Origin of the sequence: Thiomicrorhabdus immobilis (assembly GCF_021654855.1) — a bacterium.
In the GTDB taxonomy this organism is placed as follows: Bacteria; Pseudomonadota; Gammaproteobacteria; order Thiomicrospirales; family Thiomicrospiraceae; genus Thiomicrorhabdus; species Thiomicrorhabdus immobilis.
The window spans coordinates 2401071-2426246 of the sequence record NZ_AP024202.1; the positions used below are offsets into that span (position 1 = coordinate 2401071).

26 protein-coding genes are annotated in these 25176 nt (G+C 42.8%); 6 read left to right on the forward strand and 20 right to left on the reverse strand.

The features are described 5' to 3' along the window. Positions 1-151: 151 nt before the first annotated feature. The 10 genes from L6421_RS10800 to L6421_RS10845 form a co-directional block, all read right to left on the reverse strand. Positions 152-982: a DUF2189 domain-containing protein gene (locus L6421_RS10800; RefSeq protein WP_237261804.1), complete on the reverse strand. Its 831-nt coding sequence runs from the start codon at positions 980-982 to the stop codon at positions 152-154. Positions 983-1232: 250 nt separating this feature from the next. Beyond that, positions 1233-1790, reverse strand: a complete 558-nt coding sequence (locus tag L6421_RS10805) for a hypothetical protein (RefSeq protein WP_237261805.1) — start codon at positions 1788-1790, stop codon at positions 1233-1235. Between the two features lie 63 nt (positions 1791-1853). Continuing rightward, complete coding sequence (locus tag L6421_RS10810; RefSeq protein ID WP_237261806.1) at positions 1854-2540, reverse strand: cupin domain-containing protein; 687 nt, start codon at positions 2538-2540, stop codon at positions 1854-1856. Between the two features lie 3 nt (positions 2541-2543). Beyond that, positions 2544-3221: a pyridoxamine 5'-phosphate oxidase gene (gene pdxH / locus L6421_RS10815; protein WP_237261807.1), complete on the reverse strand. Its 678-nt coding sequence runs from the start codon at positions 3219-3221 to the stop codon at positions 2544-2546. 488 nt (positions 3222-3709) lie between these two features. After that, complete coding sequence (locus L6421_RS10820) at positions 3710-4516, reverse strand: sulfite exporter TauE/SafE family protein (protein WP_237261808.1); 807 nt, start codon at positions 4514-4516, stop codon at positions 3710-3712. Between the two features lie 9 nt (positions 4517-4525). Then, positions 4526-6121 (reverse strand): gamma-glutamyltransferase family protein, encoded by a 1596-nt coding sequence (locus L6421_RS10825; protein ID WP_237261809.1) that lies wholly within the window; start codon positions 6119-6121, stop codon positions 4526-4528. Between the two features lie 2 nt (positions 6122-6123). Continuing rightward, positions 6124-7449, reverse strand: coding sequence for a TRAP transporter large permease (locus L6421_RS10830; protein WP_237261810.1), 1326 nt, complete (start codon positions 7447-7449; stop codon positions 6124-6126). 4 nt (positions 7450-7453) lie between these two features. Then, positions 7454-7960 (reverse strand): TRAP transporter small permease subunit, encoded by a 507-nt coding sequence (locus L6421_RS10835; RefSeq protein WP_237261811.1) that lies wholly within the window; start codon positions 7958-7960, stop codon positions 7454-7456. 2 nt (positions 7961-7962) lie between these two features. Beyond that, a complete protein-coding gene (locus L6421_RS10840) occupies positions 7963-9057 on the reverse strand; it encodes a TRAP transporter substrate-binding protein (RefSeq protein ID WP_237261812.1) in 1095 nt (364 codons plus the stop codon). Positions 9058-9093: 36 nt separating this feature from the next. Then, entirely contained in the window at positions 9094-10191 is a 1098-nt protein-coding gene (locus L6421_RS10845) for a hypothetical protein (protein ID WP_237261813.1), read from the reverse strand. 367 nt (positions 10192-10558) lie between these two features. On the opposite strand from L6421_RS10845, the gene L6421_RS10850 reads away from it, so the two are divergent. Further along, on the forward strand, positions 10559-11002 hold the full coding sequence (locus tag L6421_RS10850; protein ID WP_237261814.1) for an Lrp/AsnC family transcriptional regulator: 444 nt from the start codon (positions 10559-10561) through the stop codon (positions 11000-11002). Positions 11003-11087: 85 nt separating this feature from the next. On the opposite strand, the gene L6421_RS10855 is transcribed toward L6421_RS10850, so the two are convergent. Then, positions 11088-11570 carry a hypothetical protein gene (locus L6421_RS10855; RefSeq protein ID WP_237261815.1) on the reverse strand — a complete coding sequence of 161 codons (483 nt, stop codon included), beginning with the start codon at positions 11568-11570 and terminating at the stop codon, positions 11088-11090. A 105-nt stretch (positions 11571-11675) separates the two neighbouring features. Then, complete coding sequence (gene hemH, locus L6421_RS10860) at positions 11676-12779, reverse strand: ferrochelatase (protein WP_237261816.1); 1104 nt, start codon at positions 12777-12779, stop codon at positions 11676-11678. 90 nt (positions 12780-12869) lie between these two features. Here hemH and L6421_RS10865 point away from each other — a divergent pair, with 90 nt between their 5' ends. Beyond that, a complete protein-coding gene (locus L6421_RS10865; RefSeq protein WP_237261817.1) occupies positions 12870-13844 on the forward strand; it encodes a YbgA family protein in 975 nt (324 codons plus the stop codon). A 100-nt stretch (positions 13845-13944) separates the two neighbouring features. Beyond that, on the forward strand, positions 13945-14403 hold the full coding sequence (locus L6421_RS10870) for a PAS domain S-box protein (protein WP_237261818.1): 459 nt from the start codon (positions 13945-13947) through the stop codon (positions 14401-14403). A 131-nt stretch (positions 14404-14534) separates the two neighbouring features. Here the strand turns inward: L6421_RS10870 and L6421_RS10875 are convergent, their stop codons facing one another. The 7 genes from L6421_RS10875 to L6421_RS10905 all read right to left on the reverse strand — a co-directional run bounded on the left by L6421_RS10875 (position 14535) and on the right by L6421_RS10905 (position 21497). Next, complete coding sequence (locus L6421_RS10875; protein ID WP_237261819.1) at positions 14535-15383, reverse strand: MerR family transcriptional regulator; 849 nt, start codon at positions 15381-15383, stop codon at positions 14535-14537. A gap of 84 nt (positions 15384-15467) precedes the next feature. After that, on the reverse strand, positions 15468-16964 hold the full coding sequence (locus L6421_RS10880) for a cryptochrome/photolyase family protein (protein ID WP_237261820.1): 1497 nt from the start codon (positions 16962-16964) through the stop codon (positions 15468-15470). Continuing rightward, positions 16965-17519 (reverse strand): chalcone isomerase family protein, encoded by a 555-nt coding sequence (locus tag L6421_RS10885; RefSeq protein ID WP_237261821.1) that lies wholly within the window; start codon positions 17517-17519, stop codon positions 16965-16967. Positions 17520-17532: 13 nt separating this feature from the next. Then, on the reverse strand, positions 17533-18078 hold the full coding sequence (locus tag L6421_RS10890; RefSeq protein ID WP_237261822.1) for a DUF3833 domain-containing protein: 546 nt from the start codon (positions 18076-18078) through the stop codon (positions 17533-17535). Beyond that, positions 18075-19319 carry an SAM-dependent methyltransferase gene (locus L6421_RS10895; RefSeq protein ID WP_237261823.1) on the reverse strand — a complete coding sequence of 415 codons (1245 nt, stop codon included), beginning with the start codon at positions 19317-19319 and terminating at the stop codon, positions 18075-18077. Before L6421_RS10895 ends, L6421_RS10890 begins: the two co-directional genes overlap by 4 nt. After that, positions 19313-20098 (reverse strand): DUF1365 domain-containing protein, encoded by a 786-nt coding sequence (locus L6421_RS10900; RefSeq protein ID WP_237261824.1) that lies wholly within the window; start codon positions 20096-20098, stop codon positions 19313-19315. The genes L6421_RS10895 and L6421_RS10900 overlap by 7 nt, the downstream gene beginning before the upstream one ends. Next, positions 20091-21497, reverse strand: coding sequence for an NAD(P)/FAD-dependent oxidoreductase (locus L6421_RS10905; protein WP_237261825.1), 1407 nt, complete (start codon positions 21495-21497; stop codon positions 20091-20093). Before L6421_RS10905 ends, L6421_RS10900 begins: the two co-directional genes overlap by 8 nt. A 104-nt stretch (positions 21498-21601) precedes the next feature. Between L6421_RS10905 and L6421_RS10910 the strand changes: the two genes are divergently transcribed. Genes L6421_RS10910 through L6421_RS10920 form a run of 3 tightly spaced genes read left to right on the forward strand, consistent with a single transcriptional unit; the run spans position 21602 to position 24103 of the window. After that, positions 21602-22420, forward strand: a complete 819-nt coding sequence (locus tag L6421_RS10910; RefSeq protein ID WP_237261826.1) for an SDR family NAD(P)-dependent oxidoreductase — start codon at positions 21602-21604, stop codon at positions 22418-22420. After that, positions 22413-22847 (forward strand): nuclear transport factor 2 family protein, encoded by a 435-nt coding sequence (locus L6421_RS10915; protein WP_237261827.1) that lies wholly within the window; start codon positions 22413-22415, stop codon positions 22845-22847. The genes L6421_RS10910 and L6421_RS10915 overlap by 8 nt, the downstream gene beginning before the upstream one ends. Then, positions 22847-24103 (forward strand): MFS transporter, encoded by a 1257-nt coding sequence (locus L6421_RS10920; protein ID WP_237261828.1) that lies wholly within the window; start codon positions 22847-22849, stop codon positions 24101-24103. Before L6421_RS10915 ends, L6421_RS10920 begins: the two co-directional genes overlap by 1 nt. Before the next feature lie 41 nt (positions 24104-24144). Here the strand turns inward: L6421_RS10920 and L6421_RS10925 are convergent, their stop codons facing one another. After that, complete coding sequence (locus L6421_RS10925; protein ID WP_237261829.1) at positions 24145-25101, reverse strand: LysR family transcriptional regulator; 957 nt, start codon at positions 25099-25101, stop codon at positions 24145-24147. Positions 25102-25176 lie beyond the last annotated feature (75 nt).

The window sequence follows — 25176 nt, forward strand, 5'->3', positions numbered from 1 at the left end:
TAATCCCTTATAAAACAAGCATTACTAATGCTTATCGCCTCTCGTCAAACCAAAGCTGGCTACAGAAACCTCCCATAAAAAAGGGGCTATTCAGCCCCTTCCAGAACAAAAACCGACTTTTCTTCAGCCGGTTTTTATTGTTCACCCATCATTAAAGCGGCAAATCTTTAACCCCATCATCCACTTCAATTAAGTCATTAAAAGCATGCCAGCTAGCGTAACCTAACAACGGCATGACAATGACCATGGCAAGGCCTAAAGTAACAATCCCAATCGCGACTAAAGCCGCGATGGTCATCGCCCAAACGGCCATCACTTTCTTGTTTTCCATAACCACTTGAAAGCTCAAAATCATCGCAGAAATCACGCCAACTTTAGTGTCCCTAAGCAATAACGGAATCGTCACCACACTAATACTGAAAACAAAGGCAGAAACCAATGATGCGCTAATCAAAAAGAACAGCAAAAAGCTTTGCCCCGCTTCAGAACCCAAAAAGCTGGCCACACCGGCACTCGGATCGACAATCAACAGTGAATTGGATTTAACTACTGCCGCAATCAGCGGGACAATTCTTGACCAAATAGCGATGATTATCCCAAGAGCCAAGGCAAACAGCGCAAACTCGGTGGGATTGCGTTTCCAAGAATACATGGAACGAATCAAGTCCGGTCTTTGACCTTTGGACATCTGATAAGAAACCGCATAAAGACCCGTTGCTAAGAACGGCGACAAAATCACAAAAAAAGTGGTTATTTTAAACATCATTATCGGCTCATTGCTGAACGCAAAATACACAAGCATGACCGACAACATCATAACCAAGCCATAAAAAACCGATTCCACTGGGGCATTGGCTATATCAATCCAACCTTTTTTGAGCCAAGTTCCTATACTTGCCAGAGTCGCATCTCTAGAAACAATATGTTCACCACTTTCAGTGTAGTGATCATGAGTCGTTTGATTAAATGTAGATTGTGACATGGTAACCTCCTGGGTTAGATACCGACTAAATAACCTAGTGAAATACTAGGAAATTAAATCTATTTATACTTAAGCAATACCTCCTTTTCCAATTTAAAATACCTATAGATACCATATAAACCATAGATTTCATAAATACAATCAATCACTTATATTAACAATGGTAGTACTTGAAATACTTTGGAAAAAGCCAAATAGCCTAGGAAACACCTCGTTTGGAACGGCGTTAACAAGATGCATTATTGAGAATTTAAATACCGTTTTTCGATGGAGTTGACAGAGCGTTCGGCTGCATTTTTTCAGTGCGAGGAGGATTACCATCAGGATTGAACGGTTGAGATGGGGGTTGATGAGGGTTAAACAAATAGGGATTTTCCTGTAAGCGCCTATGCACCAAGTTCTTGATATATTCCCTACGCATAGCAATCACCTGATAAGCCATATCCAGCTCTTCTTGAAGCACTTTTTTCGGTGGTGACAGTAAATCAGGAACATCAATATAAGCGAGTTTGGATTGTCTTAAAGCAATGAACTGCGGTAGACACTTTTGGTGTAAACGCTTGGCGACAAGCTCTTTGCCGTCAGATAAATGCTCAACACTCGCGGCGTTTTCTCTTAAACAGGCACCTAAAGCCAGACCAATTTGCTTCTGGTCTTCTTTAAGCTGACTCGCCGTAAGCGGGGTTCTATTTTGATGGTCTAAAAATGTTTGGCCTTCGGATTGCGTATCTGAAGCTGAATCGCATGCTGACAAACCTAGAACACATACCGTCAAAACAAGCCGTTTTGCATGATCCATGTATCGCATATTACACCTCAAATTATCCAAAGGCATAGAAAATCCTCTATCTTGCCGCTTAGCAGAACAAGCCTAAAGATGGCCGGTTTTAACGTAGATTAAAGTATCTTCATCCACAAATGGAAAGTGTTCGCTGTGGTGCGGGCTTCTTAACCAACTGCCTTTGGGGTAAACACCATGCTCATCCTTAAACACACCTTTCAACACCAAAATCTCTTCTCCACCCCAATGGCGATGCGGTTGGAACTTCTCGCCCGCTGGCCAAAACACCAATGCACTACCCTCTGTGCCATAACTATGCAAAGACATCACTTGCAAGTTGCCTATGCCAGGCTGCATAGGCTGGCTATTGGTATCGATGACAACCGGTTCCAAATCCAATGGGTCAAACTGGTCTAACTTTACAAACAAGGTGCAGCCCTCTTTAGAAAAAGGCGAGTGTTTGGAACCTGGCGGGTTTCTAAAATAAGTGCCGGCAGGGTAATCCCCCCTTTCATCGGAAAACACGCCCTCCAATACCAGAATCTCTTCACCCAGAGGGTGGGAATGTTCTGGAAATTGCGCTCCCGGCATAAACTTCACCAAACTGGTGGTGCGGCCATGCTCCGCAAACTCTTTCTCAAGTGGTTTACGTAACACACCCTTCGCAGGACTGCCTTGCCATTGCATCGCTTCGGTGTCTATCACCACACGTTTGTCTAGTTGCATATTTAGAGCCTGTTGCACAGTGTCGTCCTCCAACGATTTTGTTAGCTTCATTGTTTATGGCGCTAAACGCTGGATTTTCCAGCCGTTTTCTTGCGGGGTAAACACCAAACGGTCATGGAGTCGGTCATCACCGCCTTGCCAGAATTCAAAATAACTGGGCTCGATACAGTAACCGCCCCAAAAATCCGGAAAAGGCACTTGTCCACTGGCAAACTTCTGTTTGAGTTTTTGGTATTGGTTGACCAACAATGCCTTTGAGGAGATAACCTGGCTTTGATGGCTGACCCAAGCCCCAATCTGGCTTCCTGAAGGCCGAAGGAAAAAGTAATGCATCGAATCTTTTAAGGAGATTTTTTTGGCTGTGCCGCGAATTTTGACCTGGCGCTCCAGACCCAACCATAAGAACTGAATCGTGACTTCAGGGTTATGCTCGATCTCTTTGGCTTTTTGACTGGTGTAGTTGGTAAAAAACACAAAACCATTTTCATCAAAGGCCTTGAGTAATACAGTGCGGGTATTGGGCCGATTGTCTTTATCAACCGTCGCCAACACCATGGCATTCGGTTCTATTAAATCAGCGCTTTCCGCCTCGTCATACCAGGCCTTAAATTGAGCGAATGGGTTCTTGGCTACATTTTCTTCAGTCAATTGTGCTTTTTTATACACTTTGCGCGCATCGTAGAGGTCTTTATTCACCTCTTGATCTAATGCCTGGCTTTCTGAATCACTCATCGGCTACTCCTCATCACTCGGTGTTATAAATTATTCTACTCTTAGAGGCTTTGACTGCCACAAAAGATTTAAAAAATACTTTTCTCAAAGTTAAACGGGCTTATTCAGCTTAATTTGAGCGCCACCACTTTTAAATTATACGGTATCAATTAATCTTTATTACAGCCAATAAAACTTATCCATTATGGTAATTTGCCAACTCTATAAAACACAAACAACGGGTTAGTTGACACACTCTTACCAGGCCTGGTTATGTGCTATTCAATAAAGGCGGTTAAACCATTTATTACATACTTGAGTAACGTCAACCAGATACTGCGTAAGATTATTCTAGGGCACGCACCAATCGTCACAATATCGTTCGATTGAAGACGCGATAAATTAATAAATTACGAGAAACACTAAGAATAATGACTTTAAAGAAAGCAAGATGAGAAAACTTTGAGAAACCGCCTAAAAAGGTGGCGCTCAAAGTTATGAAAATTAAATTAGACCAAAAGCATTTTAATGCCAACAAATGCAAGAAAGATGGCAAAAACGACCTTCAACTGTTTAACATTAAGTTTATAAGCGAGTTTTACACCTAACGGCGCAAAAAGCATTGTCATTGGCACTAAAGCGATAAAACCAAGCCAATTAACGTAACCCGTTGAAGCTACTGGCAAGTTAGGTACATTCCAGCCGATGAGAACATAGCCAATCGTAGCAGGAATACTAATTACCAGGCCAAATAATGACGCTGTACTTACCGCCTTATGAATTGGATAGGAAAACAGTGTTAATAAAGGCACCATTAACGTTCCTCCACCAATACCTAATAATGAAGAAAACCCACCTAATAAAGATGCAAAGATTTGCTGACCTGGAAACTTAGGAAGTTCTTTTGCTATCACAATATTTCGGTAACTACTCATAATCATATGCGTCGAAACCAACAATAAAAGTACCCCAAACATCCATTTCAAGGTTACTCCATTAACATATGAGGCAAAATAAGCCCCTAATAGAACACCTAATACTACAAACGGCAACCAGCGCTTAACGATAACCCAGTCTATTCCGCCTTTCTTATGGTGGGATCTGGCAGAAATAATCGAAGTCACCACAATGGTTGAAAGGGATGTTCCAACAGCTAATGGCATGGCAATCGAGATATCAATATTTAAATAAATAAAAATATGGTAAAGCATGGGCACAATAACAATGCCCCCTCCTACGCCTAAAAGCCCTGCCAACAACCCAGCAATCACCCCACTTAGTAATAAAATGGGTAATAAAATAATCAATTCATTCATCATTTACCCTCACATTCCCGCAGCCTTACCATCACTTCTCGGGTCTGTAGCCCCCTCAATTTTTGATGATGGATACAATACCAAGGCACCGGCATGCCCCACCGCCGAATCTACAGGATTAAGCCATTCAAATTCATGCCCCTTTTCTTGCAGCTCGCCAGCAAAAAAATCAGGAAAACGCGATTCAAGCTTTAAGCTTTCAGAGGCATTGCCCCAAGTTCTTCCCAATAGCCATCGAGGCTTATTAATGGCTGTTTGTAAATCATCTCCATAATAAGCATAACGACTGAAAACAGTCGCCTGAGTTTGTGGTTGACCATCCCCGCCCATCGTTCCATAAGCCATCACGCGCCCATCCTTAAACAGAGCAATCGCAGGGTTTAAGGTATGAAAAGGTTTCTTATCTGGCTGAATACAACGGACGTGACGATTATCCAGAGAGAAACTGCAACCTCTATTCTGCCAAACGATACCTGACTCTGGGAGCATGAAACCACTGCCAAATTCATGATAAATACTCTGAATCGCGCTAACCACACGTCCTTTAGAATCAATAACACCAAACCAAGTGGTATCCCCAGGAGAAGTTTTTTCATCCCAATCTTGCGTTTTACTTAAATCGATTTGTTGACTCAAATAATCAAGGTATTCTGGTTCAAGCCATGCCTGCAAATCTTCTTTGCTTGCTGAGGTGTCCATCCTATTTCGATGAGAAAACGCAATTTTGGTCGCCTCTACCAACAAATGAACATAATCTACGGAATCGCTTTTAGGAAGCTTATCTTTCCATCGGTCAAACAGCCCTAAAATCATTAATGACGCTACACCCTGAGTAGGAGCAGAAGCGTTAAACAGAGTGGCTTTAGAGGTTTCCATTTCAAGATATGGCTTCCAAGAAGCTTTATGGTTTTCAAGATCCTGCCGGGTGATATAGCCTTGCTTAACAGAAAAATCACTGGCTATCGAGGCGGCAAGCTCACCTCGATAAAAATCATCAAAACCTTTTTGCCCCAGTTTCTCTAATGTTTTTCCCAGAGATTTCTGTACTAAGGTTTCACCTTCATTAAGAGTCTTACCTTCAGGGTAATAAACTTCTGAAAAAGCCTTGTCCGCCTGAAGCTCTTTCGCTTTATCTTTGAATGTTTCAGCTAAAGAGGCTGTTACCAATATGCCATTTTTAGCCGAATCGACGGCTTCTTGCATGAGTTTAGAGGATGAGGTTGTTCCTCCCCAATCATTTTGGCTTTTTTGGTAAGCTAAATCCCAAGCTGAAACAGCTCCTGCAACCGTATTTGCCGCTAACTTGCCTCTAAAGGGAATTTCGTCCATGCCCGTATAGAGTTCCGCTGAAATTTCAGAACCCGAATAACCAGATGCTTCAATGAAACTCACGCCATCCTCTGGGTCATAAATCAACCAAAAAGCATCTCCTCCAATACCGGTCATATGAGGATAATGCACCGCTAACGAAGCCGCTGTAGCAATTGCCGCTTCAATTGCATTACCACCCGACTTTAAAATATCAAGGCCAGCATCGGCTGCTGCATGGTGTGGCGCGACAACCATTCCCTTGGTACTTACTTGTGTTTTAAATTGTTCAATCATACTTAACTCCAGCCAATCGCTTTAGGTAACCAGAGGGCTATTTCTGGAAAAATCATTACCAACCCAATCACACCAATTTGCATCCCAATAAAAGGCACAACCCCTTTATAGATATCAATCGTTTTAATTTCTGGAGGAGCAACACCTTTAAGGAAAAATAGTGACCAACCAAAAGGTGGTGTTAAAAAAGAGGTTTGCAAATTCAGTGCTACTAAAATCGCTAACCAAACCATATCGATACCTAATGCATGAAAAATTGGTAGCATTAAAGGTAAGACAATATAGGAGATTTCAATCCACTCTAAAAAGAAACCTAAGACCAAAAGTATGAGCATCATGAAAAGGATTGCCCCCCACTCGCCTCCTGGAATCATTGAGAATAAATCTTCAATTAAATAATCGCCATCCAAGCCTCTAAAACTTAAACCAAAAATTTGTGCGGCAATCAGTACAAACATAATCATGCCGGTGATTTTTAAGGTCTCTCTTAAGGTTCCTCTTAAAACATCCAAACTCAATCGTTTACTTAACAAAACCAAAACCAAAGCGCCTAAAGCACCCATCGAAGCGGCTTCTGTCGGTGCAGCAACCCCACCTATAATTGAGCCCAACACTGCAAATATGAGAATAAAGGGTGGAGCAACAGACTTGATAAATTCAATCCATAATTCTTTTCTTGAATACTGCTCTCTTTCCTCTAGCTCTATTGCAGGAACCTTTTCAGGGTTTTTCCAAGCAATAAACAAAATATACAACACATACAATGTTGCCAGTATTAAACCTGGAACCAATGCCGCCGCAAACAGTGGTCCAATGGCCTCTCCTGTAATATCAGCCAGTAATATCAACACTAAACTTGGGGGAAGAATCTGCCCTAAAGTTCCTGACGCACATATTGTTCCGCAGGCTACTGAATGGCTATAATTTCGTCTCAATAACGTCGGTAATGCGATCATACTTAAGGTAACAACCGTTGCCCCTACAATGCCTGTAGAAGCGCCCATTAAGACACCAACAAGAATAATCGCTATCGCCATTCCGCCCGGAAGCCTTCCGGCAAGATGCCCTAAGACATCAAGCATTTTCTCCGCTAAACGCGACTTTTCGAGCATCACGCCCATAAAAACAAACAGAGGAATCGCTAATAATGTGTAGTTGGTTAAAACACCAAATATGCGCGCTGGAATAAGATTGAATAAATCAACCCCCATCCCTATTAATCCGAAGGTTAAACCTGCCGCAACGATTGAAAATGCAACAGGAACTCCTACTAAAATAAGAGTAAAAAGTGTGATGACCATTAAAATGGCCAAAAATTGAGGTTCCATAAATTCAGTGCTCTTGCTTAGTATTCGTTAATGCCTTCAAAAAAAGAGCCAAGCCCTGTATAGCAATCAGAACAAAACCAATTGGAAGTAATGATTTAACTAAATATCGATAAGGCAGTCCTCCAGGATCAGGAGAAACTTCCATAATGTCATATGAACGAAAGACAAAATCTGACGTGAGGTAAATCATAAAGACGGAAAAGGGAATGATAATAAATAGAGGAATTACCAAATCCATCCAACGTTTAGTTCTTTGTGAATAGCGATGATAAAAAAGATCAACTCGGACATGCTCACCTTGCTGTAAGGTATAAACAGATCCAAACATTGCGATTGCGGCCAATAGATGCCATTCGAGCTCTTGCATACCGACTGAACTTGCTGAAAAGAAATATCTAGCAAGCACATTGCCCGCGACTAAAAGCACGAGCATAAAGATCAACCAAGAACTTAAATGGCCGATGCATTCGATGAATGCATCTAGCCTTTTAGATAAACTTGATAAAAACATAATTACAACTTAGTCATAAGTACTTTTTCACTTCGTTCCTGCCATGCATCATGCTTGGCTTTGAAAGCAAAATAGCTTTCATGAACTTTCTTCACCAAAGGATCTTTTTCTGTATAGGTTTCAAAAGTTTTGAAAGTAATCTCTTTTAATTTTTCAACTACAGAATCTGGCAAGGTTCTAACCTCAACACCATGATTTTTTACTAAATCATCTAATGCTTCAGAGTTATTAGCCTCTGACCACATATGACTCATTAAGTTACATTCCGCAGCAACCGTTTCTACAATGGCTTGTAAATCTTTTGGTAAAGAATTCCAAGCATCTTTATTAATTAAACACTCGGTAGTGTTACTTGGCTCAGACCATCCGGTAGTGTAGTAATATTTAGCCGCTTTCTGTAAACCTAAACGACGATCTTGATATGGGCCAACAAATTCAGCCGCATCAATCACTCCACGTTCAAGAGCTGAGAAAATCTCGCCACCAGGAAGCAACTTAACGCTAACCCCCAATTGCTCATAAACTTTACCCGCTAATCCAGGAATACGCATACGTAGTCCCTTTAGGTCTGCTACAGAATTGATTTCTTTTCTAAACCAACCCGTCATTTGAACACCCGTATTTCCTGCGGCCAAACCGATAACGTTAAATGGCTTATACACCTCATCCCAAAGCTCTTTTCCGCCGCCTTCTTGTAACCAAGCGTTGGTTCCTTGAAAATTCATCCCAAATGGTACCGCTGTAAAATACTGAGCCGCAAAAGTTTTTCCAGCCCAATAATATGAGTTAGCCCAGTTCATCTCAATCGTACCTTTAGAGACTGCATCAAAACCTTCCATCGCTGGAATCAACTCACCTGCCGCATAATGCTTAATTTTTAAACGACCACCAGACAGTTCATCTATTCGTTTGCAAAAATAACTGGCGCTTCCTGGCCCTTTTGAATAAAAAGGCGCACCTGCTGGATAGGCATTAGTCATCTTCCATCTAAATTTTTGTTTATCTGCAGCATTTGCGATTGATGGCGCAACCGTAGCGCCTGTGGCTGCTAACCCTGCTAGACCAGCCCTAAGAAAATCTCTTCTTTTAAGTGACATAAAATAACTCCTAATTTTTTAATCTGATTGTCTGGTTTAGAATTGAATCTGAGTACCGATTTTAAGTGTTCCAACTGCATCAGAACCCGTTTCTTTAGTGTTCGAATAAACCGCTGAAATTAATGCGTTATGACTAGAGATAACATAGTTCATACCCAGTTCACTTTTATCCATCGTTCCACCTGTCTCATATTCAAAATTCTGCACTCGTGCAAAAGGCTGAAATTTACCTATTCCAACTTTTTTAGGGAACATATAGGAAGTTAACGCTAGGTAAGAATCACCTGCTTTAAGGGTTGGATCTGTAATACCATCAAGATCGTAAGAATAATACGCACCTTCTAACGTACCAACGCCACCGTTAGACAACTTCTTTTCAAGAAGGAAATCTGCATTCCATGCCGTGAAGTCGCCCTGGTTAGTTACATCGGTACCCACACCATTTGCTTGGTATGCACCACCGATACCAAATGTAAGAATATCTTTAGAGCCATGGTAAGTACTACGATTGAAATAACCAGACTCGGCATCCCATAAACTCACGGCTAAACGGCCAGAGTATAACAAGCTACCAGAATCGTTCGGTCCATCTGTACGACCTTGTGTAGCACCAAAATAGTACTTAACTTTCTTATCGTTTGCTAAACCCCAAAATACCACACCATCATCTCTGCCAGCAAAAATTGATGGATATTTACGCACTGAAGGGAAATCAAATGCGGCCTGGTAAAAAGGCCCATCCAAATTGGCTCTATCAGTAGGAATCAAAACTCGACCAGCCCAAATATTCAATCCGTCATTGATATGAAACTTTGCAGCGGCATCCATAAGCTTGATATTGTCATTCGCATCTTTTTCTGTATTAAACGTAAACTGAATATCTTTCATTGCTTGTGCAGTCAAATAAAAACGCATATTTTGTACAGCAAAATCGGTACTATTATCAGTACCACTAGGCGCACCATCCTCTACAATAGAGGCACTTGCTCTAATTCCCGCTCCAATTTTTACCCAACGATCATCATCGATATTCAGAGTTATGCCTGCATTAGCAACGGGAGTCGTCAATAACAACGCTCCACCAGCCAAAACACTCGCCAGACAACCCACTTTTTGATTCTTACTTATATTCATTTTTTACCCTTCAACTAGAACTATCATTTGTAAACACTACAACATACATTTAGCACCGGGTATGCCAAAAAAATAAAAATAACGTAACTTTTTGTTTTTAATGGATTTTAACCAAAAAAATAAATTTTCAATATAAGCAAAAAATGATTTATTTGCACCATAAAAACAGCTGATATGAATACCTTTTGTAAACCAAATACTTTTTAATCATTTCTTTTGTATACTACAAACATACAAAAAAATTAAAAAAATGATATTCATCTCAATAAATAACTAAAATCGTTTACATTCGAAATAATTATTTATAAATTACAAAATGCACCAAATAAGAGCATTTTTATTTTTTAACAAAACAGGATTGTAAAAAATGAATACTGACAACCATATCATTAATGCATTAATTAAAAATGGTCGAGCTTCCTATGCTGATATCGCGAGAGAGATTGGAGTATCAAGGGCTTATGTCAGGCAAAGAGTCCAGAAATTAGTCGATGAGGGTATGATTGAACAATTTACAGCAGTCATTAACCCTAATAAATTAGGGAAGTCTCTATCTGCTTTTTTGGACGTCAAAGTCTCTCCTCAAGGCATTGAAGAGATTGCTAATGAACTAGCCAACTGCCCAGAAGTTGTTAGCTTATATATTATGAGTGATATGAAAAGCCTTCATATCCATACCTTAACAAACGATATAGATGCATTAGATAAATTCTCGCAAGAACATCTGTTCTCTCGAGAACATATTATTGATGTGGATTGCAAAACATTACTTAAGCGAGTTAAAAATCGTCGAGGAGGACCAAGACTTTAATTGGTAATTCCTTTTCATATGCATTTTAAATAGAAAATTGGCAAGTGATTTTTTAAATGGTTAGCAAAGAGTTAAGGTAGCAAACCTACCAAGACTCTTCACGAATGAAACACAGATAGCTGTGAAAGCCTTCTCGCCAAGCCTCTATAATTTCTGGCTCAACCTCTTCGGCCAAACCACCAGGCCTGGTCACTTTGTTGTATGGGTTTTCCGAGAACTGTAATCGCTGACCATCTTCAATCAACCTGACCGGTGAAATCGAGCGCGCGAAATTGACCCCATCGGTACGAGCAGACTCAATACGATACTCTAACCAGCCTTGTGTCGCCAACTGATTCAGTATTACATTGGTTTGTTTGGCAAAAGGCTCAAAGGATTTTTTTGAATAGACAAACAGGTTTTCCAACTGTTGCCAAAGTTGGCGCTCTTGGTCGTTAGATTGCAACAGCACTTCCGCCAACATCCACGGCACCTTATAGCCTTGAAGTGCCGCGATAAGGTAACGCATTCGCTCCGCAAGAATAGAATCACCGGTCAAAAAGTTGATTTGTTCCGAAGTCAGTTGCATAAATACCCCACAATCCTAGCGTTACATTCAATGGCCGGCTGCAGTGCTTTTCCATCGAGGGCATCACATGCTACCAAACCCGGTAATACCGCTTTATCCAACTTATTAGACAATTGTTGCACCGAGTTTTTGGGCATTGGTTTTCACTTTGGCCAAATCTTCATCGTCTACAACCACATCCCAGCCTTGTAGATGCTGCAACACCAAATGGGCCAATGCCATGGTATGATCTGCGCGGTCGTTTAAGCATTGAATATAACCAAAGGTTTCACCCCCGGCCTCCTCAAAATATTCACGGTTCTCTTCGCCAATCTCTTCAATGGTCTCTAAACAATCGGCTGAAAAACCAGGACAAATCACCTGAACATTTTTAATCCCGCGCTTAGGTAAATCCATCATGGTTTCATCGGTATAGGGTTGTACCCAGGGCTCCTTACCAAAGCGCGACTGGAAGGTGACGAGATATTCCTCTTTACTCAACCCCAACTTTTCCGCCACCAAACGTGAGGTTAGATGACAATGGCATGGATAAGCATCGCCATTATCCCAATAACGTTGTGGAATACCGTGATATGACATCACCAATAACTCGGGCTTGCCATGCGCTTGTTGATATTCTGCGATGGAGTTGGCCAAGGCATCAATATAACCGGGGTGGCGGTAATATTGGTTGATGGTGCGGATTTCCGGAACCCAACGCCAATTAAGCAACTCTTGGTTTACCGCATCAAAGGTTGAGGCGGTGGTTGCACCGGCATATTGCGGATACAGAGGCAAGACTAAAATTTTTTGACAGCCTTTGGCTTGCAGTTTTTGCATGGCCGAAGCAATCGAAGGATTGCCATAACGCATGCCCAACTCAAACTCCACTCGAGTGTTGAGTTTGGGTGTGACATGTTTTGCAATGGCATCCACTTGACACTGCGAAATATTCAACAATGGCGCTCCAGGCCCTTCAGAATCCCAAACGGTTTGATAAGCTTGTGCAGACTTGGCAGGCCTGGTATTCAAAATAATCCCATTCAAAATCAAACGCCATAACCAACGTGCCGGTGGTGGCTCGACCACTCGGGGATCGGACAAGAACTCTTTTAAATAAGGCTTGAGAGCCTCTTTGGTAGGTGCATCTGGCGTACCCAGATTGGTGATTAACACACCAATCGCCGAAGCATCGCCATGTTGATAATTGGTGTATGATTGGTAATACATATCATTCCTTGCAAATAGCTTTCTTAAATGTATAACTATTGTATAATATTTAGAAAACAATGTATCAGTTTATTAGCATGAGGATTAAAAATGCACTTTCCACGATTAAAAATTGCGGTTTCAGACTGTTTGAGAGGCACCGAGTGTCGTTATAACGGTGGTCATGCTCAAGATGATTTTGTGAACCAACATTTGGCCAAATATGCCGATTTTTATCCTTTCTGCCCGGAAGCGGCGGTGATTGGCACACCTAGGGAAACCATCCGTCTGGTGGGGATTGGCACGGAAGTGCGTGTCATTGCACCCAAATCCAATATCGATTACACCGAAGGTTTGCAGGCCTACAATGACAACATCATCCCTAAACTGGTCGATAAGAAAATGGACGGCGCGGTGGTGAAATCCCGCTCACCAAGCTGTGGTTTGGAGCGCATCAAAGTGTATCAACCTAGCGGTGAATGGCATGGTTCTAAAGATCCGATGCAAGCAGGCCTGTTTACCGGAGATTTGCAGAAAGCCATGCCGCATTTGGCCATCGAGGAAGAGGGGCGTTTAAGTGACGCTTGGTTGCGAGAAACCTTTATGGTTCAGGCGTTTACCTCGGCACGTTGGCGTGAGTTCATGGAAAACCAACCAACGGTTGGTAAATTCCAAACCTTTCACCGCGACCACAAATATCTGTTTCTCTCTAAAAATGAAGAGATTTATCGTGAGCTAGGGGCTCTGGTGGCGACCACCCGCAAACACAACTTAACAGAAAGCCTGATTGGCTATCAACATAAGATGTTTCAACTGCTGGCATGCCGCTCTAAAAAAGGCCATGTAAAAAATGTCCTGGACCATATTTACGGCTACTTCAAACATGATATTACCCAAGATGAAAAGGCCCACTATCACGAAACCGTTGCCGAATTTATGGAGGACATCATCCCCTTGATTGCGGTCATTAAAATCTTGGAGCAGTTTTTAAAACGCTACGGTTCAGACTATTTGGCGTCTCAGGTGTTCTTTCACCCTTACCCGGCGGATTTAGCATTACGCTCAAGGACTTCAGCGTACCGTTAAACCGTGAATTGGATAAAAAGGATGTTTAGCGAGTCCATCTCTTGACCCCTGTGCAGATAAAGCGATAATAGAGTCGAATTTTTATTCAAATGACGGTGTTATGAAAGATCCAAAACTGAGAACGAATTTATTACTACAGCTTGTTGAAAACGCGCAAGAAGGGATTGTGGTTGCCGAAAAAGAAGGTCATGACACCATTCTGATTTATGTGAACCCAGCATTTGAACGCTTAACAGGTTATAAATCGGAAGAAATCTTGTACCAGGACTGCCGCTTTTTACAAGGTGAAGACACCCAGCAAGAATCGATCAAAGTGATTCGTGATGCGATTGATGGTTCTGAACCGGTACGAACCATTTTAAAAAACTACCGTAAAGACGGTACGGTGTTTTGGAACGAGTTGAGTGTAACGCCCTATTTTGATGAGATAGATAATCTGACTTACTTTATTGGTATTCAAAAAGATGTCACCGAGGAGGTGGTGTTGCAAGAAAAGCTGGATAAAGCCAATGAAGAAATTGCTCAATTAAAAGCCGAGCTCAAGGCGATTAAGAAGTAATCCAAGATTGAAAGTCCGTGCAAGATCGGTAAATTGCATAAAGACCTTTTTTGCTAGACCTTAACTGAAAAAAGCTGATTAACTCAGCTTTTTTTATGCCTGTTGAAAACAATCCTACGTCTGTTTTCGGGCTAGTCTAAACGATAAGCATAACACTGGATTTTTCGACTCAAGTTCAGGTTATCGTCGGCAGATTCCATAAAATAATGCAGCTCTAAGCCAGGGTGTTCTTCAACCCAATTGCTCCAACGTGTTTCATCAAATTGCTGCAGCATATCTACAATGACCAGCCCCTGGCAAAGTGATGCTTTGATATTTTCAAATAACAGAACATCGTCCTGCTGTGGTGTTGTACTGATAATCGAGTTCATGCCTTTTTCAGCCAAACGAATCGCCGCGATGACTAAAACGACCGTTGAATCCTGCTCCGATTGACCTTGCAACCATAGGCTTTTAGCCGAATGCGATGCGATATGGCGACTGGCAAAACGTAACCGGGTATATAACCGTGGCAGTAATTGAGACTCCCAAAAGACGATAACGGCACGGGTTGAGTTTGAGTTCTCATGCTCAGTCAATTGCTTGCTAACCTGTAATATAGTGGCAAACAAAAAACGATCGCTCAAATCCATGAAAATTTGGTCAAGCTCTGCGTTTAAGCCTTCTAAATCAAAATTGACACACGCTTCTTTTAGCTTGGATTCATAGTCATAATCATCAGAATCAAGCGTATCTTTCACCTGGGTTGCCATCTGCTTGAGTCGGGCTTTAACCTGACTAATCGGAATACCCTCTTCGGTTAATTTCACCGCCGCTTTGATACGTTCGATATGCGCTAAAGTGTAAAGACGATGCCCACCCTCGGTACGAACCGGTTCAATCAAACCATAGCGTCTTTCCCAAGCCCTCAAGGTGATTGAATTCACCCCTGTCAAGTTGGAGACTTCTCTAATTGGGTAAAGTGCTTCTTCGCTGTTCATAGTGTTCAATTCTTTCATTTTGGGCGCAAGGGCATCAAACCCTATAGTTATGCGTATGTTAGACAAAAACCTATACTAAAGCAATCAACTCGCCGCTTTGATTGCTGCCACACGCTCCAAGTGTTCGGTTCTACTCTGTTTCAAATCCACCAACGGATAGGGGTAATCTGTACCCAATTCAATGCCTTTTAATTTGCATTCCGCCAGATACTCCCACGGCGCATGAATTGCTTTGCTGGAGAGTAATTTCAATTCAGGGACCCAAGTTCTAATATATTCACCATCGTCGTCAAACTTCACGCTTTGTGTCACCGGGTTAAACAAACGGTAATAAGGCGAGGCATCCACCCCGCAACCTGCCACCCACTGCCAACCCATGACATTATTAGCCGGGTCAGCATCAAACAAGGTATTATCAAACCACGCCTTGCCTTTTAACCAAGACTGGTTCAAATTCTTGGTTAAGAACGAGGCCACCAACATACGCACACGATTATGCATCGTGCCGGTTTCCCATAGTTCACGCATGCCCGCATCCACAATGGGAATCCCCGTCAACCCTTTCTGCCAGGCCTGGTAGTTTGGTAAATCCTCTTGCCAAGCCATGGTTTTATATTTGCTTTGAAACGGTTCGGTTTCGGTTTGTGGAAAATGCACCAGCAAGTGGCGTGCAAACTCTTTCCAGACCAACTGCCTTATCCACGGCATCGCCTGTTCCGCTTTAACAAGGTTTTCGGCCATTAAGGCTTGCAGATAATAATAGATAACCCGCGGATTGATTTCTCCAAAATGCAGATACTGTGATAGACCGCTGGTGGCATTTAGGCTTGGAAAGTCACGGTCATAATCATAACTGTCTATACCTTGTTTGATGAACTCGTCCAACTTTTGCCAAGCCGCTTGTTCACCGACTTGCCAATGTGACATCATCTTTTTCGCCCACGGCTCTCTAGCCAAAGCCTGTAAATCTGCCGGCAAATCCAACCAGGCCTGGTCAGTTGGTTGGATTTGCGCACAGCGGGTTAAACAACCGATATCCTCTTGCAAAGGTTCTATATATTGTTGCTTGGCCATTAAGGCTTTATAGAAAGGTGTAAACACCAGATAGGGTTTGTTTTGCTGATTGCTGATTGCTTGCGGCTCCAGCAAAAACTCCGAATAAAAAGGTGTTAGCGCCACTTTATATTGCTGGCAAATCGCCAAAGCCTGCTGTTGCATCTGCATAAAAGGTGTACCGACCTGAAAACTATACATGACCTGTCTGACCTTGTAGTCCGACAAAAGCTTGGAAAACTGGGTGGCAAAATCGCCATCAACAACCCACAAGTCACCACCTTTGGCACGCATGTTTTTCTGCAACAAGACCAAGCTATGCGCCAACCAAAGTGAATTGGCTTCACCAACCTGCTGTTTTGGGTCATGAAAATACGCCACAATCACCCCACCCGCTGAATCCAAAGCGGCTTGCAAAGCAGGCAATGCACTTAACCTAAACTCCCTTTGCAACCAGACCAAGGTGGCGGCTTGCTCTGGACGTTTGGCGGTATCGACAGAGGTATTAACAGCGGTATCAGCAGACATCTAAGTTCCTAAATTTTTCAGAAGACGGTTTTTTAAATCTTCAGAGAGCGGATTTTCTCCCAACCAAATGCCAAAATACAGCGCCTTAAATCCACCAACCTTTGAAGTGAATAATGGGATTTGATTGAGTTTTAACTGGGTGCCAATTTGTGGTGTATATTCTAATTCATAACAATCACCCGGTTTTACTGGCTGATACGATTGATGCAGCCGGCTGACTTCCGATTTTAACGGCTCACTCATCTCTTTAGGCAACACCTTATTGGCACCTTCGATAAAAAGACCGGGAGAGATAGCTTGCAAATAACACAAGCTCAACTTCAACGGCTGCGAGTCCGCTAAAAAATCTTTAGGCAATTTCGGTTGTGGGTTGGCACGCTCGGCTTTGCCGTCCACATACAAACTTGCATTGTAGACATCCAACCACAACCAAGTCGCCTTGCCTTGCGAGACTTCTTGCCAAACCACATCCTTTGAATCAGATGCATTTGCCAAACAACCGTTTGAAAAAACCACGCCAAAAACACTTAACGCAAAATATACCGCAAGCTTCATCTATCTGGCCAATCTACAAGGGGGTTTTACTAAAAAACAGCGTGACTTCGCCAACATTAAACCCCCATTTAGTGACACTGGCGCGATTTATCATGCTGCTGTCACTCTGCAAAAACATCCAATCGTTAAATTGCACATGGATACTACCGTCTTTGTAGGGTAGGTCTAGGGTATAACGCCAATTCAAGGCGTTGCCAGCCGATTCACCAATCGCCTCACCCACGACATCATCGGCTTTGCCGGTATAATGCCCCTCTGCAGTTTGGGTGATTTGCCAAACACGCTGCTGTTTTTCACCATCGTGGTACACAAAACGTTCATCCAAGGTCAGTTGCTGGCCATCAACGGTACCGTTGATATCTACCGTAAAACGCCGCAGAACCTTGCCAGACCGATCTTGAAATTGACCTTGGGCGAAGGTTTTACCCTTGAAATATTCAAACAGTTCAAGCTGTGGTGTTTCATTTTGGTAATCTTGGATTTTCACTGAACTGCATCCTGAAATCAGGGTTGATGACATTAAACCCATCGCTAAAAATAAACCTTTAAACAGCATCATAACGCCTCCTCGACCCGCTCTTGCTTTGAAAGCGTTAACTGCACCACGCTACTGTGTTGGGTTTCAAAACCAACCGTGCAGTAATCCAGGTAATAGTTCCACATTTTTTGAAACGACTTGTCGTAACCTTGTTCCAATAAAGTTTGGCTATGTTTATTAAAGTCTTGCTTCCATAACCGACAGGTTTTGGCGTAATCCTGACCAAAATCGAAGACATTATCGACCTTGAAGCCATGCTTTGTCGCCAATTGCTTCAATTGAGTTAAACTTGGCAAAAGTCCGCCAGGGAAAATATAGGTTTGGATAAAATCCACATTATCCTGATAAAGCTCGGCAAACCGTTCGTTGATGGTAATCACCTGCAAAGCCACTTTGCCATGGTCTTTCAAGCACTCATTGAGTTTGGCAAAATAAACATCCCAATACTCCTTGCCCACCGCTTCAAACATCTCGATGCTCACAATATGGTCGTACTGCTGCACCTCATGACGATAATCTTGCAGAACCACTTCAAACTGACCATCAACCGCCTGGTTTTGTAAACGTCGTAACGCAAAATCTCTTTGCTCTATTGATAAAGTTAACCCCTTGATTGCAGCGCCCTTATGTATCGCGGCCTCCATGAACCCACCCCATCCGCAGCCGATTTCCAATACATCTTGACCGGCTTTGAGGTCAATCTCCTTAATCAGGCGCTGATATTTTTGTTGCTGGGCCTCTTCTAAAGTCTGGTCATCACGACTGAAGATGGCACTTGAGTATGACATGGTCTTGTCTAACCACATTTGATAAAAATCGTTACCTAAGTCGTAATGATAAGAGATGTTTTTACGGCTATTCTCAATCGAATTATGACGTTTTTTGTGCTGCCAAAGATGCCAGAGATTGAACTTGGTATTGGCCAATAAATCATCGAGCACCGCTTGGTTCTGATAAACCAAGTGCATTAACTGGTACAGCGAATGGGAATCTACCGCGTGTTCAAAATAGGCTTGGGCAAACCCGAGTTCGCCTTGAGTTTTCATTAGCAAGTAGGCTCTAAACGGTTTTTTGAGCACCAAATCTGCATGATACCCCGGCTCTACCCCCTCAAAACGGTGTGTTGCACCAAACAACTCAAGGGTTAAGCTACCCTTTTGTATTTGATTGAACGGCAGTTTTAAAATCATTTTTTGAATGAACGAGCGGGTGACCAGTTTTTCAAGCAAACTGAATCCACCATTTGAAATCGCTTTTAACATAAGTGCATCTCCGTGTGACTGTAGTCAATGCCTACTTGCTGTTCAGGGGTGCGATGGAACCGACCGCCTTTCACCCAAATTTTGATGGCCCACCAATGAATCATCCAAAGCACTTTTAAGCTATTGAAGGGATGTTTTAAGGCAGCTTTAAGTAGGTTTGAATCGTTTAAATCTTGTGCCTGACCAACTTGAGTGGCCGTTAAAACCTGTTGGCTGTTTTCAGTTTGATAAATACCGATTTTGTAGTGTGCCGATGGCTTGTTAAAGCGAAACTGATATTGGCAGTCCATGCCGATAAACGGCGATACATGAAAATCTTTTTTGGCTTGGGCTTTGATGCTATCCGCTAAAGGTCGGCCTTTATCGGTAAGCACATAATGATGCCACTGACCAAAGGTATTGCTTACTTCACCGATGATGGCAATCATTTTCCCCTGTTGGTCGTAGGCATACCACATAGCAAGCGGATTGAAGGCGATGTTCATAAAACGCGGGAAACAGACCAATTCAATCTTATGTGCCGGTTCCGGCAGTCCATATTCCGCCAGCAAGCTGTCCGCCCAGATTCGCCAGGCCTGGTCGGTTTGACGAGCGCCATAATCTTTAAAATGCAGGCTGAACAGATTGAACCGATTCAGCGATAGCCAAGTCGATTTTTTGGCTTCGGTTTCAATCTGATCGATATCCACCCTTAAACTCATGACACCATAACGAAACTGATACTGCATCGGAAAAAACCGTTGATGCATGACCTGACCCAAATAGATTTGACTAGGCATTTTTACAATCCTGTTCAACAACCGATACCGCCATCTCGCCATCAACAAGATTGGCTTGAACACTCTGCCCAGCTTGCTCTGTTTGCTCATCCCAGGGCAGAGCAATATCCCAAAGTTTGGCTAGGTTCACCGAGCTGGTTAAGCCATCTTCATGAAAGCCATAACCAAAATAACTGCCGCAGAACCATAAGTTATCTTTACCCTGCAGTTCCACTAACCGTTTTTGTGCAGACATGGCCGCTTTGTCAAAGACAGGGTGCTGGTAGACGATGCGATGATGCGTTAGATGCATGGCTGGCAACGCACTTGGATTTAAAGTCACTAATAATGGCGTTTTGGTTTCTAGGTTTTGTAACAGGTTCATCCAGTAAGTAACGGCAACCGGGCTCTCATTTGAGGTGGTGTCACGCAGATAATTCCATGCTGCCCACGCCAACTTTCGCTTTGGCATCAAGCTTAAATCACTGTGCAAATAGGCGATATTTTCCTGGTATTTAAAATTAGCCAGCAACTCAAAATCAGGTTGCAATTTTTCATCCAACATCGCGTAGGTTTGGTCGGCGTGCGATGCAAAAACCACATCATCAAACAAAGCTTCATCGCCGTTTTCAATCCGCAGCGCCATGCCAAAATCGGTTTTATAGACCTTACTGACCGGGCTAGATAACTTAACCGTAAACGGATTGTCTGCCATAATCGCTTTGATATATTGTTCGGAACCGTTAACGACCGATTGCCACTGCGGCCGATCTTCAATATTCAACAGACCATGATTTTCAAAAAACTGCAAAAAGCTGCCAACTGGAAACTTCATCATGGTTTCCAATGGGCAAGACCAAATGGCGGCGGCCATCGGCAATAAATAATAGTCGCGCATACGCTGGCTAAAACCATGCCGATTCAAATAATCCCCTAAACTCAAGGAAACAGGTGCCGCTAAACCAAAACCTTTCGCTTCCAAATCCTGTTTGGCTTGCTTATTGAAACGCAAGATTTCCGCAATCATCTTCCAATGAGCCACGGACAACAGATTGCTACGCTGGGCAAACAAGGTATTGAGGTTATTACCGGAATATTCCAACACCCCCTTATCGACACTCACTGAAAAGCTCATCTCAGTCTGTTGGGTGTTGACCTGTAAATGTTTGAACATAGCCGTGAGATTTGGATAGTTGGGGGTATTGAACACAATGAAACCGGTGTCTACCGGCTGTTTTTTACCGTTCAAACTCAAGGTGATGGTATTGGTATGGCCGCCCAACTTTTCATTTTTCTCAAAAAGTGTGACGTCATGCTTCTGACTTAAAAACCAAGCCGCACTGATACCGCTGATGCCACTGCCGACAACCGCGACTTTTTTGCGCTGGATCGTATTGTCTAATTTTGTAGAACGTTTCATGACTCTCACACATTTAATTGTTTCGTTGACTATAATTTATACAATACTTATACATATTGCAACTATAAAGTTATACAATAATTCCAGAAAGGGGGATGAAAATCATGCAAACTGTGACAGAATTTTCAAAAAGTGATACAAAACGCTACTGGTTGGTCGGCGGTTCAGAAGGAATTGGCCTGGAGCTTGTCAAGCTATTGCTTGCTGAGAACCATCAGGTAGTGGTATCGGCACGCAATGCGGAGAGCAACCACAACCTGTTAAGCCTGCAACGGCAATATCCAAAAACATTGATGTTACTGGATTGTGATGTCCGTCAAACGGACTGTTTGGCTGATAAAACCCACCAGGCCTGGTCGTTTTTTAATGGTTTAGACGGTTGGATATACAATGCGGGGGTTTATCATCCAATGACATTGGATGAATGGGATATCGCCGCTTTTGAAAGCATGAATCAGGTCAATTATTTAGGTGCGGTACATTTAATGAACCTTTTGCTACCTTATTTTAAAACCAAACTTAAATCCAAAGATTTGATCGAGTCGCAATCCCCCCCTTTATGGTTATGGAATATCAGCTTAGCCTCCGACTTTGGTTTGCCTTACGGCGGGGGTTACTCCGCACCTAAAGCGGCTTTACAAAACTTAGCCGAATCTCTCAAGCCGGAGTTGGAACAAAGCGGAATCGAGTTGAAAGTGGTCAACCACGGATTTGTAAAAACCCGTTTAACCGCTCAAAACGACTTTGCCATGCTTGGCCTAATGACACCCAAAGACGCCGCACAAAAATTGCTCAAAGCCTTATATAGCCCAAATTTTGAAAGCCGTTTTCCCTTCAATTTGGCTTTTGTTTTAGGCTTAATCAAACGCCTGCCAAAATCTTGGGCATTAGCCATTACCAAAAGGATGCTGAAAAATGGTTAAAAACGCCAACTTAACCGCCTACATTGAAGCCTTTGAACAGCTTTCTCCGGAAACTTTGCCACAATTGGCGGAACGGTTCAGTGAAAGCGTACTGTTTAAAGACCCGTTTAATTGTGTAACCGGCAAGTCGGCCACCTTAGCGATTTTTGAACATATGTTTGCCACCACCCAATCACCCCAGTTTATTGTGATTGATGCCGCCATGGACGGCGACATAGCCTTACTTTACTGGAAGTTTTACTTTGTATTGCCCTCCAGTCAGAAGCAACAATGCATTGAAGGCATGAGTCGTGTGCAATTCAACGAGGAAGGACTGGTCACCGAACACATAGACCACTGGGATGCCGGTGAACAGGTCTATGGCAAAATCCCCTTGCTTAACTGGCTCATCAAGCTAGTCCGTAAACGTTTATCGGCCAGGCACTAATGGCAGAACAGCGGCTTTCTACCCCTCTGTTATTGCGTTATGGCTGGTTGGGCTTTGCCTTAGCGATGTTGGGGATTCCATTGTATGTCTATTTGCCCACCTATTACGCACAGCAAAGTGCATTGAGTTTTAGTGCCGTGGGTGCGGCGCTGTTATTTGCACGCACTTCAGATGTGATTACCGACCCTTTAATCGGTTGGTGGAGCGACCGCATGCTACATAAAATATCACGCAGCGTGCAGATTGCTTTAGCCAGCCTGGTGCTAGCCGTAGGTGTCTATCAACTTTGGCTTCCTGATTTGAATGGTTTAACTAGCCTTTATCTGTTTTTTTGGAGCTTCATCACCTATTTGGCTTGGACATGGATGACGATTCCCTACCTTGCCCTTGCCGCAGAAATCAGCACCCAAACGCACGCTAAAACCCAGCTATCGGCATCCCGAGAAGGCTTTGCCATAATGGGGGTAATCAGCGTTCTACTGTTACCCATTGCCAGTGGCTTGAGTGCGCACAGTCCCGATTTTTATGGCCTGCTATTCATCCTGTTCTTGATTGCGTTATTTAGCGCGAGCCTATGGCTAATCAAACTCCCTACTTTATCCAGCCCATTCGCCAAACCAATTGCTCCATGGGTTTTACTCAAAACCCTTAAAGACCAGCATCCCAATAGCTTTAGCATTATGCCCAGCTATTTTTTAAACAACCTGGCCAATGCGTTACCTGCCACCCTGTTTTTGCTGTTTGTCGCTGACTATTTGCAACTTGAAAGCCAAACCGGGTTATTCTTGATGAGCTACTTTTTAGCCGGTCTGATGGCTTTGCCATTTTGGATGAAACTGTCCAAAAAAATCGGCAAACAAACCACCTGGCAAATCTCAATGCTGTTAGCCAGTGTGAGTTTTATCGGGGTGTTTTTCTTACAAGCGGGTGACAGTAGCGGGTTTTTATTGGTGAGTATATTGACGGGCTTGAGTTTAGGCGTTGATGTGGCCATGCCCGCTTCCATACAAAGTGATTTAACACAACAAGTCACACAGCAAAATAACCAAGCCACCGGGCTACTTTTCGGAATTTGGGGCATGCTCACTAAGTTAGCCTTAGCGTTAGCGGTGGGATTGGCCTTTCCAATACTCGACTGGAGCGCCAGCATAAATGGTCAAGGCCAAGCATTACTGTGGATGTATGCCGGCCTGCCAATTGTATTGAAACTCATCGCTTGGCGGTTACTCGTCCAATCAAAAGCCAAGCTGTTTTGAGCCTTTTCAAAAAGTTACCAGGCCTGGTAAGTTCGTTTTTGTCATTTCGGTAGTTTAATGAAATCCATGCCTTTATCCAACAAAAACGATAAAAATTCATTGGCAATCACAGAGAGTTGTTTGTTTTTTGGGTAGACGATATTCCACTGTTTTTCAATTGGAAACCCTTCAACATCCAAGATGGCGAATGGGCTGTCATTTGAGTGGAGTTGCAGGGCGTGTTTGGATACACAAGCCACACCTAGCTCGGCATTCACACATTGTTTAATGGCTTCATTGGAGTCTAAGACTAGACGCTGATTGACTTTCAAATCCTGATTGGCAAAACGTTTTTCAACCGCCAAACGGATTCCCGAACCCTCTTCACGCATTAAAAACGGTTCTTTGGCTAAACGCTTTAAGCTCACTTTTTGTCCAACCAAAGGGTGTTCTTTATGGGCGATGATCACCAATGGGTTGGGCGAAAAAGGGATCACATTTAATTCCATGTCACTGGGTGGAATTTGCCCCAAAATATAGAGGTCATCCATATTACGCATAATGCGTTTGAAGATGTTTTCGCGGTTGATGATTTCAAGTCCCAACTCGGTTTTAGGGTATTGTTTACAAAACTCGCCCAAGACCAAAGGGGCAAAATATTTGGCGGTTGAAATCACCGATATTCTCAAACGCCCACGTTTTAACCCTTTAAATTCGTCCAAGGTGGTTTCCAAGTTGGACAGCTGACGCATAACATCTCGGCAACTGCACGCCACTTGTTCGCCCACTTCGGTTAAGTGGATTTGGCGACCTAACTGCTCATACAAAGGCATTTCAATGGCCTCGACCAAACTTTTAACCTGAGCAGAAACCGTAGGCTGGGTAAGAAACAATTCTTCTGCCGCACGGGTAAAGCTCAAATTACGTGCCACCGATTCAAAAATTTGAATTTGACGTAACGAGGCATGTCGAATCAGAAAGTTGGTGCTATTTGCGTTTTCAAAAGTTTCTTCTGTCATAAAATCACCTTAAGTTAGGGTGGTTCTATCTTAACTAAAAATACAATTATTGCCGTTTATAAATTGAAGAAATTT

What these genes read in the sequence shown, in the direction of transcription:
- L6421_RS10810 (WP_237261806.1), bottom strand. Translation starts at nt 2,540, where the DNA reads ATGAAGCTAACAAAATCGTTGGAGGACGACACTGTGCAACAGGCTCTA.
- L6421_RS10840 (WP_237261812.1), bottom strand. Translation starts at nt 9,057, where the DNA reads ATGTCACTTAAAAGAAGAGATTTTCTTAGGGCTGGTCTAGCAGGGTTA.
- L6421_RS10845 (WP_237261813.1), bottom strand. Translation starts at nt 10,191, where the DNA reads ATGAATATAAGTAAGAATCAAAAAGTGGGTTGTCTGGCGAGTGTTTTG.
- L6421_RS10825 (WP_237261809.1), bottom strand. Translation starts at nt 6,121, where the DNA reads ATGATTGAACAATTTAAAACACAAGTAAGTACCAAGGGAATGGTTGTC.
- L6421_RS10905 (WP_237261825.1), bottom strand. Translation starts at nt 21,497, where the DNA reads ATGAAACGTTCTACAAAATTAGACAATACGATCCAGCGCAAAAAAGTC.
- L6421_RS10880 (WP_237261820.1), bottom strand. Translation starts at nt 16,964, where the DNA reads ATGTCTGCTGATACCGCTGTTAATACCTCTGTCGATACCGCCAAACGT.
- L6421_RS10915 (WP_237261827.1), top strand. Translation starts at nt 22,413, where the DNA reads ATGGTTAAAAACGCCAACTTAACCGCCTACATTGAAGCCTTTGAACAG.
- L6421_RS10865 (WP_237261817.1), top strand. Translation starts at nt 12,870, where the DNA reads ATGCACTTTCCACGATTAAAAATTGCGGTTTCAGACTGTTTGAGAGGC.
- L6421_RS10875 (WP_237261819.1), bottom strand. Translation starts at nt 15,383, where the DNA reads ATGAACAGCGAAGAAGCACTTTACCCAATTAGAGAAGTCTCCAACTTG.
- L6421_RS10925 (WP_237261829.1), bottom strand. Translation starts at nt 25,101, where the DNA reads ATGACAGAAGAAACTTTTGAAAACGCAAATAGCACCAACTTTCTGATT.
- L6421_RS10890 (WP_237261822.1), bottom strand. Translation starts at nt 18,078, where the DNA reads ATGATGCTGTTTAAAGGTTTATTTTTAGCGATGGGTTTAATGTCATCA.
- L6421_RS10830 (WP_237261810.1), bottom strand. Translation starts at nt 7,449, where the DNA reads ATGGAACCTCAATTTTTGGCCATTTTAATGGTCATCACACTTTTTACT.
- L6421_RS10900 (WP_237261824.1), bottom strand. Translation starts at nt 20,098, where the DNA reads ATGCCTAGTCAAATCTATTTGGGTCAGGTCATGCATCAACGGTTTTTT.
- L6421_RS10835 (WP_237261811.1), bottom strand. Translation starts at nt 7,960, where the DNA reads ATGTTTTTATCAAGTTTATCTAAAAGGCTAGATGCATTCATCGAATGC.
- pdxH (WP_237261807.1), bottom strand. Translation starts at nt 3,221, where the DNA reads ATGAGTGATTCAGAAAGCCAGGCATTAGATCAAGAGGTGAATAAAGAC.
- L6421_RS10885 (WP_237261821.1), bottom strand. Translation starts at nt 17,519, where the DNA reads ATGAAGCTTGCGGTATATTTTGCGTTAAGTGTTTTTGGCGTGGTTTTT.
- L6421_RS10870 (WP_237261818.1), top strand. Translation starts at nt 13,945, where the DNA reads ATGAAAGATCCAAAACTGAGAACGAATTTATTACTACAGCTTGTTGAA.
- L6421_RS10805 (WP_237261805.1), bottom strand. Translation starts at nt 1,790, where the DNA reads ATGCGATACATGGATCATGCAAAACGGCTTGTTTTGACGGTATGTGTT.
- L6421_RS10850 (WP_237261814.1), top strand. Translation starts at nt 10,559, where the DNA reads ATGAATACTGACAACCATATCATTAATGCATTAATTAAAAATGGTCGA.
- L6421_RS10920 (WP_237261828.1), top strand. Translation starts at nt 22,847, where the DNA reads ATGGCAGAACAGCGGCTTTCTACCCCTCTGTTATTGCGTTATGGCTGG.
- L6421_RS10820 (WP_237261808.1), bottom strand. Translation starts at nt 4,516, where the DNA reads ATGAATGAATTGATTATTTTATTACCCATTTTATTACTAAGTGGGGTG.
- L6421_RS10855 (WP_237261815.1), bottom strand. Translation starts at nt 11,570, where the DNA reads ATGCAACTGACTTCGGAACAAATCAACTTTTTGACCGGTGATTCTATT.
- L6421_RS10800 (WP_237261804.1), bottom strand. Translation starts at nt 982, where the DNA reads ATGTCACAATCTACATTTAATCAAACGACTCATGATCACTACACTGAA.
- hemH (WP_237261816.1), bottom strand. Translation starts at nt 12,779, where the DNA reads ATGTATTACCAATCATACACCAATTATCAACATGGCGATGCTTCGGCG.
- L6421_RS10895 (WP_237261823.1), bottom strand. Translation starts at nt 19,319, where the DNA reads ATGTTAAAAGCGATTTCAAATGGTGGATTCAGTTTGCTTGAAAAACTG.
- L6421_RS10910 (WP_237261826.1), top strand. Translation starts at nt 21,602, where the DNA reads ATGCAAACTGTGACAGAATTTTCAAAAAGTGATACAAAACGCTACTGG.